We start from the raw sequence: 14,042 nt of genomic DNA, 5'->3' as shown, positions 1-14,042 counted from the left end.
GCGCTGCCCGATCCGTCACGCCGTCCACGTTGGCGCCCCTTCGACGCCCTTCACATGGCGGCGTGCGCCGTGTCGGGGAACCAGACGGGCCGTACACGGCTCCATCACAGAGACGGGCGGGCACGCGCCGTGCCGCGTTTACCGGCACCGCGTCCCGACACGCAACGACACAGAGAGGACACTCCGATGAAATACGCCTTTGCGGCAGTTCGAGCGATGGCGGCGAGCCTCGCGATCGCTGGGATCGCGAGTCTTGCGGGCTGCGCCAGCTCAGGCTCGACCACGCTCACGTATCTGCCGAACGGCGACACCGGCTTCGCGATCAACTGCAGCGGCAGCGACGCAAGCCAGAACTGGGGCGAATGCTACAAGCGTGCAGGCGAGGCCTGCGGCGCATATGGCTATGACGTGATCTCGAAGGATGTCGACACGGGCGGCACATCGGGTGGCTCGCTGGGCGGCGTGCTCGGCGCCAACGTGAAGAATCGCTCGATGGTGATCCGCTGCAAGCAATAGTCGCCTCGCTTCGCGTGATGTCGTCCGATGTTTGATATGAGCGGACAAAAAAAGCCCGGCACGAGGCCGGGCAAACGGGGGTTCGGCGCATATCGGCAAAGGACCGGTTCACCATGCGCCGAAACGAAATCTAGCAACGCACCTATGCCCACGCAATCGATTAATTGTGCAAATAGTGTGAGTCGGCGCACGGTTCAACGGTGAACTGAATGACGCAGCCGTCAATCTGGAAACCGAATCAACCCGTTTTCTGTCATCCGATACTCGCACGGTGCTCCGCCCCACTGCCCCGAGACCCGCAGCCAGCGCGCCTTTCGGGCAATCATGAAAATGCGGCGCGCGAATTGATCTGCACTGCCATATACGGCCGATTCACGCATTTCACTTCGATGGCGGCAATCATTAAACTTGGTGCGCCAACGCACCTTTTCGTCGCGATTCCTGAGCGGGAATTGATCTGATTTAACCAACGCGCGAGCATTGACTGAATGCCGTCAAATGCGGATGACAGCATGATTTTTCATCCGCAAACGTGTGGCATTCAACGAGCGGATTGGCGTCATCATGAACAGTCGATCCGCGATCCCGCAGCCGACGTCTCGCCGTCGGCTATGGTTTATAGTTACGCCCCGTCACGTGCTGCCGCTCACATCGTCATGACTTCCTCCGACACCCCACAAAGCCCCCTCTATCAGAAGCTGCTCGGCGAAACCGCGAAGATCGGCTGGGTTGAACTCGAACGCTTCTTCGCCCGCGGCATGCTGCTGCGCGTCGCGCGCGACCTCGATCTGGTGAGCGTTGCCGAGGCGATCGCCAGCGACGACACGGCGCAAGTCACGCAATGGCTGTCGGCGGGACTCGTCGAGCGCGTGCAGTCTGAGACGGCAACGGACTTCGCTGCGCGCGATCCCGACCTGTGGGCCGTCGTGGTATCGCCGTGGGTCTGCGTGCAGGAGCGCGGTTGAACGATCGCGCCGACCATGCTGCGCCGCCGGATGCCGCGCCCCATGCGGACGCCGCGCCGACGTACTGGCACCGGCGCGTGCTCACGCTCGCGTTTCCAATCGTCCTCGCCAACCTGACGCAGCCGATACTCGGCGCCGTCGATACGGCCGTCGCCGGCCATCTGGACAGCGCGTCCTATCTCGGCGGCGTTGCGCTCGGCGGGCTGTTCTTCAGCTTCGTGTTCTGGGGCTTCGGCTTTCTGCGCATGGGCACGACGGGGCTCGTCGCGCAATCGTTCGGCGCAGACGATCCGGCCGGCCTGCGTTTGAACATCGTACGCGCGATGCTGCTCGCCTTTGCGATCGGCGCGATCGTCCTCGCATTGCAGGTTCCGCTGATCGACTTCGCCGTGCGCACGATCGGCGGCAGCGACGAAGTTCAGCGCCACGCACGCGCCTACTGCCATGCCCGTATCTGGGCGGCCCCGCTCGCGCTCGGCAACTATGTCGTGCTGGGCTGGCTGCTCGGCACGCAGCGCGTGCGCGTTGCGCTCGCGACGCAGATCTTTATCAACACGGTGAACATCGTCGCCGTGCTGCTCTACGTGTATGCGTTCGACTGGGGCGTGGCAGGCATCGGCGCGGCGACGGCGACAGCCGATGCACTCGGCTTCGTGTTCGGCGCCGTGCTGCTGTGGCAGATGCGTCCGCGCAACCTGCCCGCGCTCGAACGCGCCGCGCTGTTCGATGCGTCGGCGCTCGGGCGCCTGGTGGCGATCAACCGCGATATCTTCGTGCGGACGATGTGCCTGCTCGGCGCTTTCGGCTGGTTCGCGCATCTCGGTGCTAAACAGGGCGACGCGACGCTCGCGTCGAACGCGCTGCTGCTCAACTTCCAGACCTTCATGGGCTATGGGCTCGACGGCTTTGCACACGCAGCGGAAGCGCTCGTCGGCGCGGCCATCGGCGCGCGCGATCGCGAGGCGTTCCGCCAGGCCGTCAAAGCGACGCTGCTCTGGTCGGCGCTCGGCGCGCTCGCTTTCTCGCTGGTTTACTGGCTGACGGGCCCGTGGATCATCGAACGGCTGACCGATCAAGCCACCGTGCGCGCGACGGCGCAAGCCTACCTGCCGTGGACGGCGCTCTCGCCCGTCGTCTCCGTGTGGGGTTTTCTGCTCGACGGCGTGTTCATCGGCGCGACGCGCACGCGCGATCTGATGACATCGATGGTCGTGTCGCTCGGCGTGTTTCTTGCCGCTTCGTGGGCGCTCACCGGCACGCACGGCAACCACGGACTGTGGGCGGCGCTGCTGATCTTCATGGCAGCGCGCGGCCTCACGCTCGCACGCCTGCTGCCTCGCCTCACCCTCGATGTCGGCCCCGCGTGCGGCGCTCCCTGAACCTGCATGGGACCGCTCGTTGCGTTTATTGAGGCGAAGCGGGCGCGTCGATCATCGACGGCGGACGTGTGTCCGTCGGCACGCCATGATAGTCGGCGGGGTCTTGCGGCGGCACGTGACGGTGAAGGGTCGGATCGTCGGCACACGCCGACAGGGCGAAGAGCGAAAACAGCGATGTAGCGAACAGGAAGCGCTTCATGAACTTTCCGGACCAGGTGTGAGCAACGACGGATGACGTCGGCGGGCCACGAGTCTAACCGTAAAGCGCGCTGTGCGCTGCAGAACCTGGGCATCGCCCTCCTTGCGTCAACTTGCGGCGCCTGATCTACTATGTAGGCAACGTCGCAGTCGTCGAAGGAGGCCGTCATGGATGCCGAATCGATCGCAGGTCTGGTTGGACTGGCTGTAGGTTTGCTGGTGCTCGTCGTACTGTCCGTTTTCGAGTCGCGCACCTATCGCCGCGAACATCACGGTGAAGGCATGATGCATCACTGGCTGGCCGAGCATCACGTCTTCGACAGAATGCGCCGCAGACACTGATGCGTATGCGCCGCGCTCGCGGCGCATATTCGGATTGTCCAAACGAGCTTCACCGCAAGGCGAAGCTCGCGCGCGTGGGCTTTCGATCGACGCGCGGTGTCTTCCCTTGCTTTCAAGACCCCATGCGCGCCTGCGCCTGAAGGTGCGCACGCCCGACCCTGTCACCCCGCTCCCGTCACCCCGTTGGCAATGCCGCCTATGTCGGGCACATGCCTTGCTGATTTGCAAGCCATAGAACGCGCATCCCGCGCGCTCGACAATCCCGGCCGCCAGCGCGCGCCCGCGCTGCCTTCGCGCTTAGGCGGTCTCCATGTGTGGCCCGGCCATATAAGGAGAGATAACATGACCCTCGGAACCATTCTGTTGATCGTGCTGATCCTGCTTTTGATCGGCGCCCTCCCAAGCTGGCCGTATAGCCGCGAATGGGGCTATCGTCCGACGGGCCTCATCGGCATCGTGCTGATCGTGGTCATCGTGTTGTTGCTGATGGGGCAGTTATGACGTCGCGAACCTCGGCCTGCTGAAGCCTGCCTTCGAGGCTCGATCGATGCGCAATTCATTCCCCGTTTGACTTGCGCATAGCAATGCGCATACAATCTCTGGCTCGCGTCGGAGCGTAGCGCAGCCTGGTAGCGCATCTGATTTGGGATCAGAGGGTCGAAGGTTCGAATCCTTTCGCTCCGACCACCAACATGCCGTACACAAAAACCCGCGTCACCTTTGCGTGTCGCGGGTTTTTGTTTTTCCACCGCCGTTTTCGTACAGGACGAGCCTGCTACCCGCGCATCCCTCACACTGCCGAAACCTATCCGCGTTAAAAATCGAAAACGCAGGACTGACAAAACTCACTTCGCCCGGCGTTGTCCATACTGTCGATATATCAACGACACGTTCTCTGGAGACACCGCGATGAACCTGATTCTCTGGCGTCACGCCGAAGCCGAAGATACTGCGTCGACCGATCTCGCCCGCCAGCTGACGACACGGGGCCGCAAGCAGGCGCAGGCGTCCGCAAAATGGCTGCGCGCGCGTCTGCCCGACGACGCCGTGATCCTCGCGAGCCCGGCCACGCGCACCGTGCAGACGGCCGAATCGCTGACGGACCAGTATCGGGTGGTGCGCGAGATCGCGCCCGACGCGAGCGCCGCCGACGTCCTCGCGGCGGCCGGCTGGCCTGACGGCATTGCGCCGACCGTGGTGGTGGTCGGTCATCAGCCGACGCTCGGCCACGTGGCCGCCCGGCTGCTTGCCGATAGCGGCGCGAGCTGGCCGATCAAGAAGTCAGCGATCTGGTGGATCGAGAGCCGCACGCGCGGCAACGACGAGCAGGCAGTGTTGCGAGCAGCCATCAGTTCGGACCTGATCTGATTCGCGCCGCATCGCCGCGCAAGCCGGATGGCGCGGCGCAACAACAACGAAGGCGCGCCGAAAGCGTCGGCCTTACGACACGTCATCGAATCGTCACGACGTTGCCACGTGAGCGTCACCGGCCGTTACTACATTGGCGTCGAAGTGAATTTCACATTTTCGACCAGGAACGCCACATGCGAGAACTGCCGACGCCTACCCTGCCCTTCGCATCGATCCTTGAGCCGCGTCGTCGCCTGCCGCGCGCGGAAGAAACGGTCACCGCCCAGCATCGTCTGCAAGTCTCGTGGGCGCGTACCGACGAGGAGCTTCGTGAAGCGCAGCGTCTGCGCTACCGGGTCTTCGCCGAGGAAATGGGCGCGCGCCTGTCCGGTCCCGCCGGCCTCGACGTCGATTCGTTCGATGCTTACTGCGATCACCTGATCGTCCGCGACCTCGACACGCTGAAGGTTGTCGGCACGTATCGCGTGCTGCCGCCGCACCAGGCGGCGCGCATTGGCCGGCTGTATGCCGAGGGCGAGTTCGACGTCTCCCGCCTTACGCATCTGCGCTCGAAGATGGTCGAGGTGGGCCGCTCGTGCGTGCACCCCGACTATCGCAGCGGCTCGGTGATCATGTCGCTGTGGGCCGGTCTTGGGTCGTACATGCAGCACAACGGCTACGAGACGATGCTTGGCTGCGCGAGCGTCGCGATGGCGGACGGCGGCCACTATGCGGCGAACCTGTACGCCTCCTTGCAGGACGACACGCTGACGACGCCGGAGTACCGCGCGTTTCCGCATACGGCGCTGCCCGTCGATGAATTGCAGACGGGGGCGAAGGTGGCGCCTCCGCCGCTGATCAAGGGTTATCTGCGCCTCGGCGCGAAAATTTGCGGCGCGCCTGCATGGGATCCCGATTTCAATACCGCCGACTTTTTGACGCTGTTCCGGTTGTCGGAGATCAATGCGCGGTATGCGCGGCATTTTCTTGGGGACGCACTGGGGCGTTGATTTTTTGCGCCCGCTTCACGGCGCGGGCGATGCCCTGGATTTGTTGAGTTGTCGCTGGGCTCCGCGGTGGGCTCTGGTTTGCTGAGCAAGAAAGCCGCTCACCCACCCGCTTAAGCTGTCCGCGTCATCGGTGTCGTAAGATCAGCAATGCATGCGGTGCGACAGGCGACACACAGTTTGCCGCCTGGGCGGCACAGACGATTCGCTGCCGCTGGCTGTGCGACGGGAGATTGAAGTGGGCGCCTGTTCAAGGCGCTGGCAACGCACGCGAAATCGCGCGCTACCGCGCAAAGGGCGGAGGATTTGAGGGCTCGCGGGTAAACGTCAAGACGCTCGGTGTGAGCGGCTTTCTTTGCTTACTTTGCCGCGGCAAAGAAAGTAAGTGCCGCCCCGCACAGGGGCAACACGAGCAAACCAGAAACAGAATGCGGATGCCCGCGAAAAAGAGAATAGCAACTGCGTCGAAGACGAAAAACCATCACGAACAAAACTTGGCCAACAGGCTAAGCTGCGCATTCCGCGATGACTTGCCGGGCCTGCGCCGGCGATAATGCCCATCGCTTTGCATCAGCCAGGCGGCCTGATTGTCGCCGAGAAACGCCGACAGCCCTTCGGCGATCACGCGCCGCTTCAACCGCCGGTTATTAATCGGAAACGCGACCTCGACCCGCCTGAAGAAGTTGCGATCCATCCAGTCGGCACTCGACAGATAAACCTGTTCGCGACCATCGTCGTAGAAATAGAAAATACGATGATGCTCGAGAAAGCGCCCCACGATCGAGCGCACCGTGATGTTCTCCGATAGACCTTCCACACCCGGCTGCAGCGCGCACACACCACGCACGATCAGATCGATTTTCACACCCGCCTGCGACGCCTCGTACAGCTCAGCAATGACGGTCGGCTCGAGCAACGCATTCATCTTCGCAACGATCCGTGCGCGCTTGCCCGCCCTCGCGTGCTCTGCTTCAGCACGAATCGATTCGACCAGCCGGGGATGCAGCGTGAACGGCGACTGCCACAATTCGTGCAATGGCAACTCGCCGCCGATGCCCGTCAGCTGCTGGAACACATGATGCACGTCTTCGCAGATATCCTGATCGGCTGTCATCAGACCGAAGTCGGTATAGAGACGCGCCGTGCGCGGATGATAGTTGCCCGTGCCGAGGTGCGCGTAGCGCTTCAGGATCGATTTGCCGCCTTCCGACACACGTCGAACGATCAGCATCATCTTCGCGTGGCACTTGTGGCCGACCACGCCATACACGACGTGCGCGCCCACAGCCTCGAGCTGCGAGGCCCAATTGATGTTCGTCTCTTCGTCGAAGCGCGCGAGCAGTTCGACCACCACCGTCACTTCCTTGCCGTTGCGCGCGGCCTGCATCAGCGCATCCATCAGCGGCGAGTCCGTGCCCGTTCGATAGATCGTCTGCTTGATTGCGACGACGTTCGGATCCTTCGCCGCCTGCAGCAGCAGTTCGAGCACCGGTTGAAAACTCTCGTACGGATGATGCAGCAGCACATCGCCCTGATCGATCACATCGAACAGGCTCGCGCTGTTGGCGATCTGCGGCGGCGTCGCGGGAATGTGCGGGACGAACTTCAGGTCTGGCCGGTCGACCATCTCGGGCAACTGCATCAGACGCACGAGATTCACCGGGCCGTCGACGTGGTAGCAGTCCTTCTGCGACAAACCGCTCTCGTCGAGCAGACGCCGCACCAGATGCGCCGGTGTATCCGCCGACACTTCCAGCCGCACCGCATTGCCCAGATGCCGCGCGGGCAGCTCGCCCTGCAGCGCGACCCGCAGGTTCGTGATTTCGTCTTCATCGACAAACAGCTCGCTGTTGCGCGTAATGCGGAACTGGTTGCAACTACGCACGAGCAAGGCGGGGAACAACTCGCCGACGAAACGCTGCAGCAACGAGCTCAGCAACACGAAGCCATGCGGATAGCCCGACAGATCCTGCGGCATGCGCACGAGCCGCGGCAGCGCACGCGGCGCCTGCACGATGCCCATCACAGCCTGGCGGCCGAACGCATCCTTGCCTTCCAGCTCGACGACGAAGTTCAGGCTCTTGTTCAGCACGCGCGGAAACGGATGCGCGGGATCGAGGCCGATCGGCGTCAGAACAGGCAACAGCTCGTTGAGAAAATAATCGTGCGCCCATTGCGTCTGCGCATCGTTCCACGCTTCCATGCCGTGAAAATAGATGCCTTCGTCTTCGAGTGCGGGCAGCACGGTCTCCTGCAGCATCGTGTACTGACGATGCACCAGCTTCTGCGCGCGTTCGACGACGAGATCGTAGCAATGCTGCAGCGACATGCCGTCGGGCGACAGCGCGCCGGGATTGTCGCGTATCTGCTCCTGAAGACCGGCCATGCGGACTTCGAAGAATTCGTCGAGGTTGCTGCTGGTGATGCAGATGAATCGCAGGCGTTCGAGAAGAGGAACGGCGGGGTCCGCAGCCTGTGCGAGCACACGCTCGTTAAACCCCAGAATGCCCAGCTCGCGGTTCAGAAGAGGATAGCGGTTGGACATCGGCGGTGAGAATGAAATGTCGGAAGGTGACTCGAACGGACGCTCGGAAATTCTCACAGTATGATGACAGTGGCGTGAAATGACTTGTCACGTGATTTTACGCTTTTGCCGCCCTATGTCGTAAATATGACGCAGGCATGTGCGACCATATCGCACGACAATGGCGGAGGTGACAGCGTGATGTCCAGTACGCTTAAAATGGCGACTTTGAACACCGCGCGAATCGGCGCGCCCAACATGGGCGACCTGTTTGTGCGCATGAGGTCCTCACTCCCGATGGTCAACACTCCGCCACTACTTGCCGCCGTCGATCTCGGCTCGAACAGCTTCCGTCTGATCGTGGGCCGCGTCGAGGAGACGGAAGCGGGCAGCCAGATCTATCAGGTCGACGCGCTGCGCGAACCGGTGCGGCTCGGCGCGGGCCTGTCGCGCGAAAAGATGCTCGACCGTGCTTCGCAGGTGCGCGGCTGGGACGCCCTCAAGCGCTTCGGCGAACGCCTTCGCGACTTCCATCCCGACCATGTGCGCGCCGTCGCCACCAACACGTTGCGCGTCGCGAAGAACGCGGAGGAATTTCTCGGCGAAGCGGAAGCGGCGCTGGGTTTCCCCGTCGAAGTGATCGCGGGTCGCGAAGAAGCGCGCCTGATTTATGCGGGCGCTGCACATTCGGTGCCGGCGAGCGCGGGCAAGCGGCTCGTCGTGGACATCGGCGGCGGCTCGACCGAGTTCATTATCGGTTCGCACTACACGCCGATCAGGATGGAAAGCCTGTACATTGGCTGCGTAAGCCACAGCCGTCAGTTCTTCCCGGCGGGTAACGTCGACGAGTACACGATGCGTCAGGCCGAACTGGCGGCCTCGCGTGAGATCCAGATCATTTCGGCCGACTACAAGGGCGAGGGATGGGACCAGGGTATCGGATCGTCCGGTACGGCGCGAGCGCTAGCGGAGCTGCTCGAAGCAAACGGCTTCAACGATCCGGGCATCACGCACGGCATTTCACGCGGCGGCCTCGAGCGTCTGAAGCGTGCGTTGATCAAGGCGGAGAACGTCAATCGTCTGAAGCTGATCGCGCTGAAGCCCGATCGCGTGCCGGTGCTGGCGGGCGGCCTATCCATCATGATCGCGGTGTTCGATGAACTGGGCGTCGATTATGTCGACACGACGGACGGCGCGCTGCGCCTTGGCGTGCTGTATGACCTGCTGGGACGCTCACAGCATCAGGACATGCGGACCATCACGGTCGAGGGTTTCATGCGCCGCTATGGCGTCGATCGTGCGCAGGCGAGCCGCATTGGCGAGCTTGCGGTGCATTTCTACGATCAGCTCGACGAACCCGATACGGAAGTGCGTGAAGAGAATCGCATGTTCCTCGGCTGGGCGGCGGCGCTGCACGAAATCGGGCTGTCGATTTCACACAGCGCATATCACAAGCATTCGGCGTATATCGCGAGCAATGCGGACATGCCGGGTTTTTCACGCACCGATCAGGCGCGACTTGCGGCGCTCGTCGTAGGGCACGCAGGCAAGCTGGCGAAGCTGGCGCAGACGCGCGATCTCGAATGGAAGCTGCTGTTCTGCCTGCGGCTCGCGGCGCTGTTCTGCCGGCGCCGTGCGGATGCCGGCTTGCCAGAAATCACCGTTGCGGAAGCGAATGGCGGGTATGAGGTTCGGCTGCCCAATTCGTGGGTCGCGAATAATCCGCTCACGGACTATAGCCTCATTCAGGAGGCGGCTGAGTGGGAGAAGATTCGGACGTCGTATCGAGTTGTTTATACGGACGATTGATCTTTGTCCTCGACGCTGGTGTCGTTTTTTTCGCTGGCATCCGCTTTGTGCATCTGGTTTGCTGGTGTTGCCCCTGTGCCAGATGCACAAAGCGGATGCCAGCGGAAAAACAAAAAACGGCAAACGCCGCGCCGCAGGCAAAAATGGCGACTGCGACGCAGACAATAAAGCAGAATCAAGCGGCGGTCGACTGAAGCCGCGCACTCCGCGCAACGGGAAACCGTACGGTAAAAGTGCTCCCTCGCCCTTCTTCGCTTTTCACCTCGAGCTGCGCATCATGCCGCTGCAACACATGCTTGACGATCGCAAGCCCAAGCCCGGTCCCGCCCGTGTCGCGAGACCGGCTCCGATCGACACGATAAAACCGCTCAGTCAATCGCGGAATATCCGCGGCAGGAATACCCAAGCCGCTGTCGGTCACTGCGAACGTGGCTTGCCCTCCCTGTGCGTGCCAACTCACATCGATCGACCCGCCGTCAGGTGTATACCGAATCGCATTCGTGACGAGATTCCCGAACGCGCTCATGATCTCCGTCTCCACTCCCGTCACCGTCAATGCCTCGTCGGCCTCGAAGCCAATCCGGTGTCGTCCGCCCGAGAGGCTTTGCGCATCATCTTCCAGATGCCGTAGCACCGCGCGCATATCGACCATCTGGTTGCTCGGCGGCTTGTTGTCGCCTTCGAGCGTCGCGAGCACCAGCAGATCGCTGACGATATGCTGCATCCGCTGCGCCTGCTGCATCATCAGATCGAGATAGCGCACGCGCTCGCTCTCGTCGAGTGGGATCTCTCGCATCGTTTCGAGAAAACCCGACAGCACGGTCAACGGCGTCTTTAGTTCGTGCGATACATTCGCCACGAAGTCCCGGCGCATCGCATCCGTGCGTTCCAGTTCCGTAATGTCCTGCGACAGCACCAGCTTGCGGTTCTCGCCATACGGAAACACCTGCACGGACAGCACGTTCTGCCGCTTGTCGCCCATCCCGCGCATGATCAGCATCTGTTCATAATGATGCGAATTCAGATAGCGCACGAAGTCGGGATGACGCACGAGATGTGTGATGTGCTGACGTAAATCGCGTTTCGCGTCGAGGCCGAAATGCGCTTCGGAGATCGCGTTGCACCACTCGATCTGATCGTGATCGTCGAGCATCGCAACGCCGTTCGGGGACGCCTGAATCGCCTGAATGAAACGCGAATGCTGCTGTTCGACCTGGCGCACCTGTGCGTGCCAGCGTTTCGCGAGCTTGTGCAGCCTGTAGTAAATTTCGCCCCAGATGCCGGGTGCGCTCGGCACTTCGCCATACACAGGCGCGTCGAGCAGACGCCACAGGCGTTGCTTGTGGAACGTGCTGAAAATGCCTTGCGCGAGCAGTGCGAGCACGGCGAGCGCCAACGCCGTTTTCGTGTTGACGAAGATGCCGATTGCCACGCACAGCACAGCGAGGAGCACAAGCGATACCAGGGAACGTGCCCAGATGATGTTCATGTGCGACCTTGAAGACAAGCTGAAGACTTCATAGACAACAAAGCGCGCTGCGTCCGAGTGCCCGCAGCGCGCTTCGTGTTTTTCGATCAGTTTACCTTATGCGCTTTTGGCCAGGCGATAGCCGCTGCCGCGCACCGTTTCGATCATCGCATCGCAGCCCGCCGGCTTCAGCGCGGCCCGCAGACGCTTGATGTGCACGTCCACAGTACGCTCTTCGACGAACACGTGATCGCCCCACACCTGGTCGAGCAATTGCGTGCGGCTGTGCACGCGCTCGGGGTGCGTCATGAAGAAGTGCAGCAAGCGGAATTCCGTCGGGCCGAGATCGAGCTTGATCTCGCTGCCTTGCGCGTGCGCGGCGACGCGGTGCGTGGCCGGGTCGAGCTTCAGTCCATTGATCGCAACGACGTCTTCCGTCAGCTGCGGCGCACGGCGGCGCAGGACCGCCTTGATACGCGCCATCAGCTCCTTCGGCGAAAACGGCTTGGTCACGTAGTCGTCGGCGCCGATCTCGAGCCCGAGCACCTTGTCCTGCTCATCGCCGCGCGCCGTCAGCATGATGATCGGGATGTGCTTCGTACGCTCGTTGTTGCGCAGGTCGCGCGCGAACGCAATGCCCGATTTGCCCGGCAGCATCCAGTCGAGCAGCACGAGATCGGGAAGCACATCGCTGATCAGGTTCTGCGCCTGTTCGGCGTTGTACGCACGAATCGGACAATGGCCCGCGTGTTGCAAGTTGACCGAGATCAGCTCGGAAATGGCGGGTTCATCTTCGATAACGAGAATACTGCTGGGCATCGGCGCCTCTTGATAAACGGTATATACGGTTTTGCTGTGCGGAATCGCTGAACGTCAGACGGATCAGCTGAGCGCTTCGCGCTCGAGCGCGTCGCGACCCATGTGGCGCACGTCCGTGCCCTTCACCACGTAGATGATGAACTCGGCGATGTTCTTCGCGTGATCGCCGATCCGCTCGATCGCCTTGGCGATGAAGAGGAAGTCCAGTCCCACGGAGATCAGGCGCGGATCTTCCGTCATGTACGAAATCAGCTTGCGCACGAACGCGCGGAATTCCTCGTCGATCGCCTTGTCGTCGCGCACGATCTGCGCGGCGGCCACGGTATCGAGGCGCGCGAACGCGTCGAGCGCACGGCGCAGGATGCTCACGGCCATATCGCCCGACAGCTTGATTTCGGCGATGTTGATCGTGCGCGACGCACCATCTTCCGACAGACGCTTGGTGCGCTTGGCGATCTTCTCGGCTTCGTCGCCGGCGCGTTCGAGATTCGTGATCGTCTTCGAGATCGCCATCACGAGGCGCAGGTCGCGCGCCGTCGGCTGACGACGCGCGATGATGTTGCTGCACTCCTCGTCGATCTCGATTTCCATCTGGTTCAGACGGTCTTCGGTGGCGATCACCTGGTCGGCGATGCCGATGTCGAACTCGTTCAGCGCATTCATCGCGGCGACGATCTGTGCCTCGACAAGGCCGCCCATTTCGAGCACCTTCGATGACACCAGGTTCAGGTCGGCGTCGAACTGGCTGGACAGGTGTTTATCGGACATGTGTTACTCCTAAGCTCGTGCGTACGCTCAGTGCTTAACCGAAGCGGCCCGTGATGTAGTCTTCCGTTTCCTTGCGGACCGGCTTGATGAAGATTTTTTCGGTATCGCCGAATTCGATCAGCTCACCCAGATACATATATGCAGTGTAGTCCGAACAACGCGCCGCCTGCTGCATGTTGTGCGTGACGATCACCACCGTATAGTCGCTCTTCAGTTCGGCGATCAGCTCTTCGATGCGGCCGGTCGAAATCGGGTCGAGGGCCGAGCACGGCTCGTCGAGCAGCAGCACTTCCGGACGGATCGCAATACCGCGCGCGATACACAGACGCTGCTGCTGGCCACCCGACAGACCGTAGCCGCTCTGGCCGAGCTTGTCTTTCACTTCGTTCCACAGGGCCGCCTTGGTCAGCGCCCATTCGACGCGATCGTCCATCTCCGAGCGCGACAGCGTTTCGAACATCTTTACGCCGAACGCGATGTTGTCGTAGATCGACATCGGGAATGGCGTCGGCTTCTGGAACACCATGCCGATACGTGCGCGCAGCAGCGAGATATCGCGCTTCGTCGTCAGCAGGTTTTCGCCGTCCATCAGGATTTCGCCTTCCGCGCGCTGCTCCGGATAGAGCGCGTACATCTTGTTGAATGTGCGCAGCAGCGTGGACTTGCCGCAACCCGACGGGCCGATGAACGCCGTCACCTTCCCTTCGGGAATCCGCAGGTTGATGTTCTTCAGCGCGTGATACTTGTTGTAGAAGAAGTTCAGGTTGTTGACTTCGATCTTCGGGCGCGAGGGCGCTGACGCTTGACCGCTCTGCGCCGGGTCGAAACCGGCGGGTGCCGCCGGGCGCTCGACGGGATTCAGGTGACTTTCTGCCATGTTCATCGGATCGCTCCGCC

General features: G+C 62.0%; 15 protein-coding genes and 1 tRNA gene. 9 read left to right on the top strand and 7 right to left on the bottom strand.

Annotated features, from left to right (window positions below):
- The first annotated feature begins 186 nt into the window (after positions 1–186).
- Positions 187–516 carry a hypothetical protein gene (locus tag BPHY_RS04545; RefSeq protein WP_012400306.1) on the top strand — a complete coding sequence of 110 codons (330 nt, stop codon included), beginning with the start codon at positions 187–189 and terminating at the stop codon, positions 514–516.
- A gap of 322 nt (positions 517–838) precedes the next feature.
- Here BPHY_RS04545 and BPHY_RS41620 read toward each other — a convergent pair whose 3' ends face one another.
- A complete protein-coding gene (locus BPHY_RS41620) occupies positions 839–1,030 on the bottom strand; it encodes a hypothetical protein (RefSeq protein ID WP_157686507.1) in 192 nt (63 codons plus the stop codon).
- A 142-nt stretch (positions 1,031–1,172) separates the two neighbouring features.
- On the opposite strand from BPHY_RS41620, the gene BPHY_RS04540 reads away from it, so the two are divergent.
- Both BPHY_RS04540 and BPHY_RS04535 read left to right on the top strand, forming a co-directional pair.
- Positions 1,173–1,481, top strand: a complete 309-nt coding sequence (locus BPHY_RS04540) for a DUF2288 domain-containing protein (RefSeq protein ID WP_041763731.1) — start codon at positions 1,173–1,175, stop codon at positions 1,479–1,481.
- Positions 1,478–2,860: an MATE family efflux transporter gene (locus BPHY_RS04535; protein ID WP_012400304.1), complete on the top strand. Its 1,383-nt coding sequence runs from the start codon at positions 1,478–1,480 to the stop codon at positions 2,858–2,860. The genes BPHY_RS04540 and BPHY_RS04535 overlap by 4 nt, the downstream gene beginning before the upstream one ends.
- Positions 2,861–2,885: 25 nt before the next feature.
- Here the strand turns inward: BPHY_RS04535 and BPHY_RS42460 are convergent, their stop codons facing one another.
- Positions 2,886–3,059 carry a YajG family lipoprotein gene (locus BPHY_RS42460; protein WP_012400303.1) on the bottom strand — a complete coding sequence of 58 codons (174 nt, stop codon included), beginning with the start codon at positions 3,057–3,059 and terminating at the stop codon, positions 2,886–2,888.
- Positions 3,060–3,226: 167 nt separating this feature from the next.
- Here BPHY_RS42460 and BPHY_RS42455 point away from each other — a divergent pair, with 167 nt between their 5' ends.
- The 5 genes from BPHY_RS42455 to BPHY_RS04515 all read left to right on the top strand — a co-directional run bounded on the left by BPHY_RS42455 (position 3,227) and on the right by BPHY_RS04515 (position 5,760).
- Positions 3,227–3,400: a hypothetical protein gene (locus tag BPHY_RS42455; RefSeq protein WP_012400302.1), complete on the top strand. Its 174-nt coding sequence runs from the start codon at positions 3,227–3,229 to the stop codon at positions 3,398–3,400.
- Positions 3,401–3,742: 342 nt separating this feature from the next.
- Entirely contained in the window at positions 3,743–3,901 is a 159-nt protein-coding gene (locus tag BPHY_RS39280) for a DUF3309 family protein (RefSeq protein ID WP_012400301.1), read from the top strand.
- Between the two features lie 109 nt (positions 3,902–4,010).
- Positions 4,011–4,087: transfer RNA gene (locus tag BPHY_RS04525), tRNA-Pro, on the top strand.
- A 222-nt stretch (positions 4,088–4,309) separates the two neighbouring features.
- Complete coding sequence (locus BPHY_RS04520; RefSeq protein ID WP_012400300.1) at positions 4,310–4,768, top strand: SixA phosphatase family protein; 459 nt, start codon at positions 4,310–4,312, stop codon at positions 4,766–4,768.
- A gap of 176 nt (positions 4,769–4,944) precedes the next feature.
- Positions 4,945–5,760 (top strand): GNAT family N-acetyltransferase, encoded by an 816-nt coding sequence (locus BPHY_RS04515; protein ID WP_012400299.1) that lies wholly within the window; start codon positions 4,945–4,947, stop codon positions 5,758–5,760.
- A 478-nt stretch (positions 5,761–6,238) separates the two neighbouring features.
- Here BPHY_RS04515 and ppk1 read toward each other — a convergent pair whose 3' ends face one another.
- Positions 6,239–8,302 carry a polyphosphate kinase 1 gene (ppk1, locus tag BPHY_RS04510; RefSeq protein ID WP_012400298.1) on the bottom strand — a complete coding sequence of 688 codons (2,064 nt, stop codon included), beginning with the start codon at positions 8,300–8,302 and terminating at the stop codon, positions 6,239–6,241.
- Positions 8,303–8,539: 237 nt separating this feature from the next.
- Here ppk1 and ppx point away from each other — a divergent pair, with 237 nt between their 5' ends.
- Positions 8,540–10,090: an exopolyphosphatase gene (gene ppx / locus BPHY_RS04505; RefSeq protein WP_456093670.1), complete on the top strand. Its 1,551-nt coding sequence runs from the start codon at positions 8,540–8,542 to the stop codon at positions 10,088–10,090.
- A gap of 175 nt (positions 10,091–10,265) precedes the next feature.
- Here the strand turns inward: ppx and phoR are convergent, their stop codons facing one another.
- The 4 genes from phoR to pstB form a co-directional block, all read right to left on the bottom strand.
- Positions 10,266–11,579 carry a phosphate regulon sensor histidine kinase PhoR gene (gene phoR / locus BPHY_RS04500; protein WP_012400296.1) on the bottom strand — a complete coding sequence of 438 codons (1,314 nt, stop codon included), beginning with the start codon at positions 11,577–11,579 and terminating at the stop codon, positions 10,266–10,268.
- A gap of 96 nt (positions 11,580–11,675) precedes the next feature.
- Positions 11,676–12,377 carry a phosphate regulon transcriptional regulator PhoB gene (gene phoB / locus BPHY_RS04495; protein ID WP_012400295.1) on the bottom strand — a complete coding sequence of 234 codons (702 nt, stop codon included), beginning with the start codon at positions 12,375–12,377 and terminating at the stop codon, positions 11,676–11,678.
- A 63-nt stretch (positions 12,378–12,440) separates the two neighbouring features.
- On the bottom strand, positions 12,441–13,145 hold the full coding sequence (gene phoU, locus BPHY_RS04490; protein WP_012400294.1) for a phosphate signaling complex protein PhoU: 705 nt from the start codon (positions 13,143–13,145) through the stop codon (positions 12,441–12,443).
- Positions 13,146–13,179: 34 nt separating this feature from the next.
- Positions 13,180–14,028: a phosphate ABC transporter ATP-binding protein PstB gene (gene pstB / locus BPHY_RS04485; RefSeq protein ID WP_012400293.1), complete on the bottom strand. Its 849-nt coding sequence runs from the start codon at positions 14,026–14,028 to the stop codon at positions 13,180–13,182.
- Positions 14,029–14,042: the final 14 nt, after the last annotated feature.

Source organism: Paraburkholderia phymatum STM815 (assembly GCF_000020045.1).
GTDB classification, from domain to species: Bacteria; Pseudomonadota; Gammaproteobacteria; order Burkholderiales; family Burkholderiaceae; genus Paraburkholderia; species Paraburkholderia phymatum.
The sequence above is the reverse complement of the archived record's forward strand: the minus strand, read 5'-3'. Positions and strand labels throughout refer to the sequence as shown.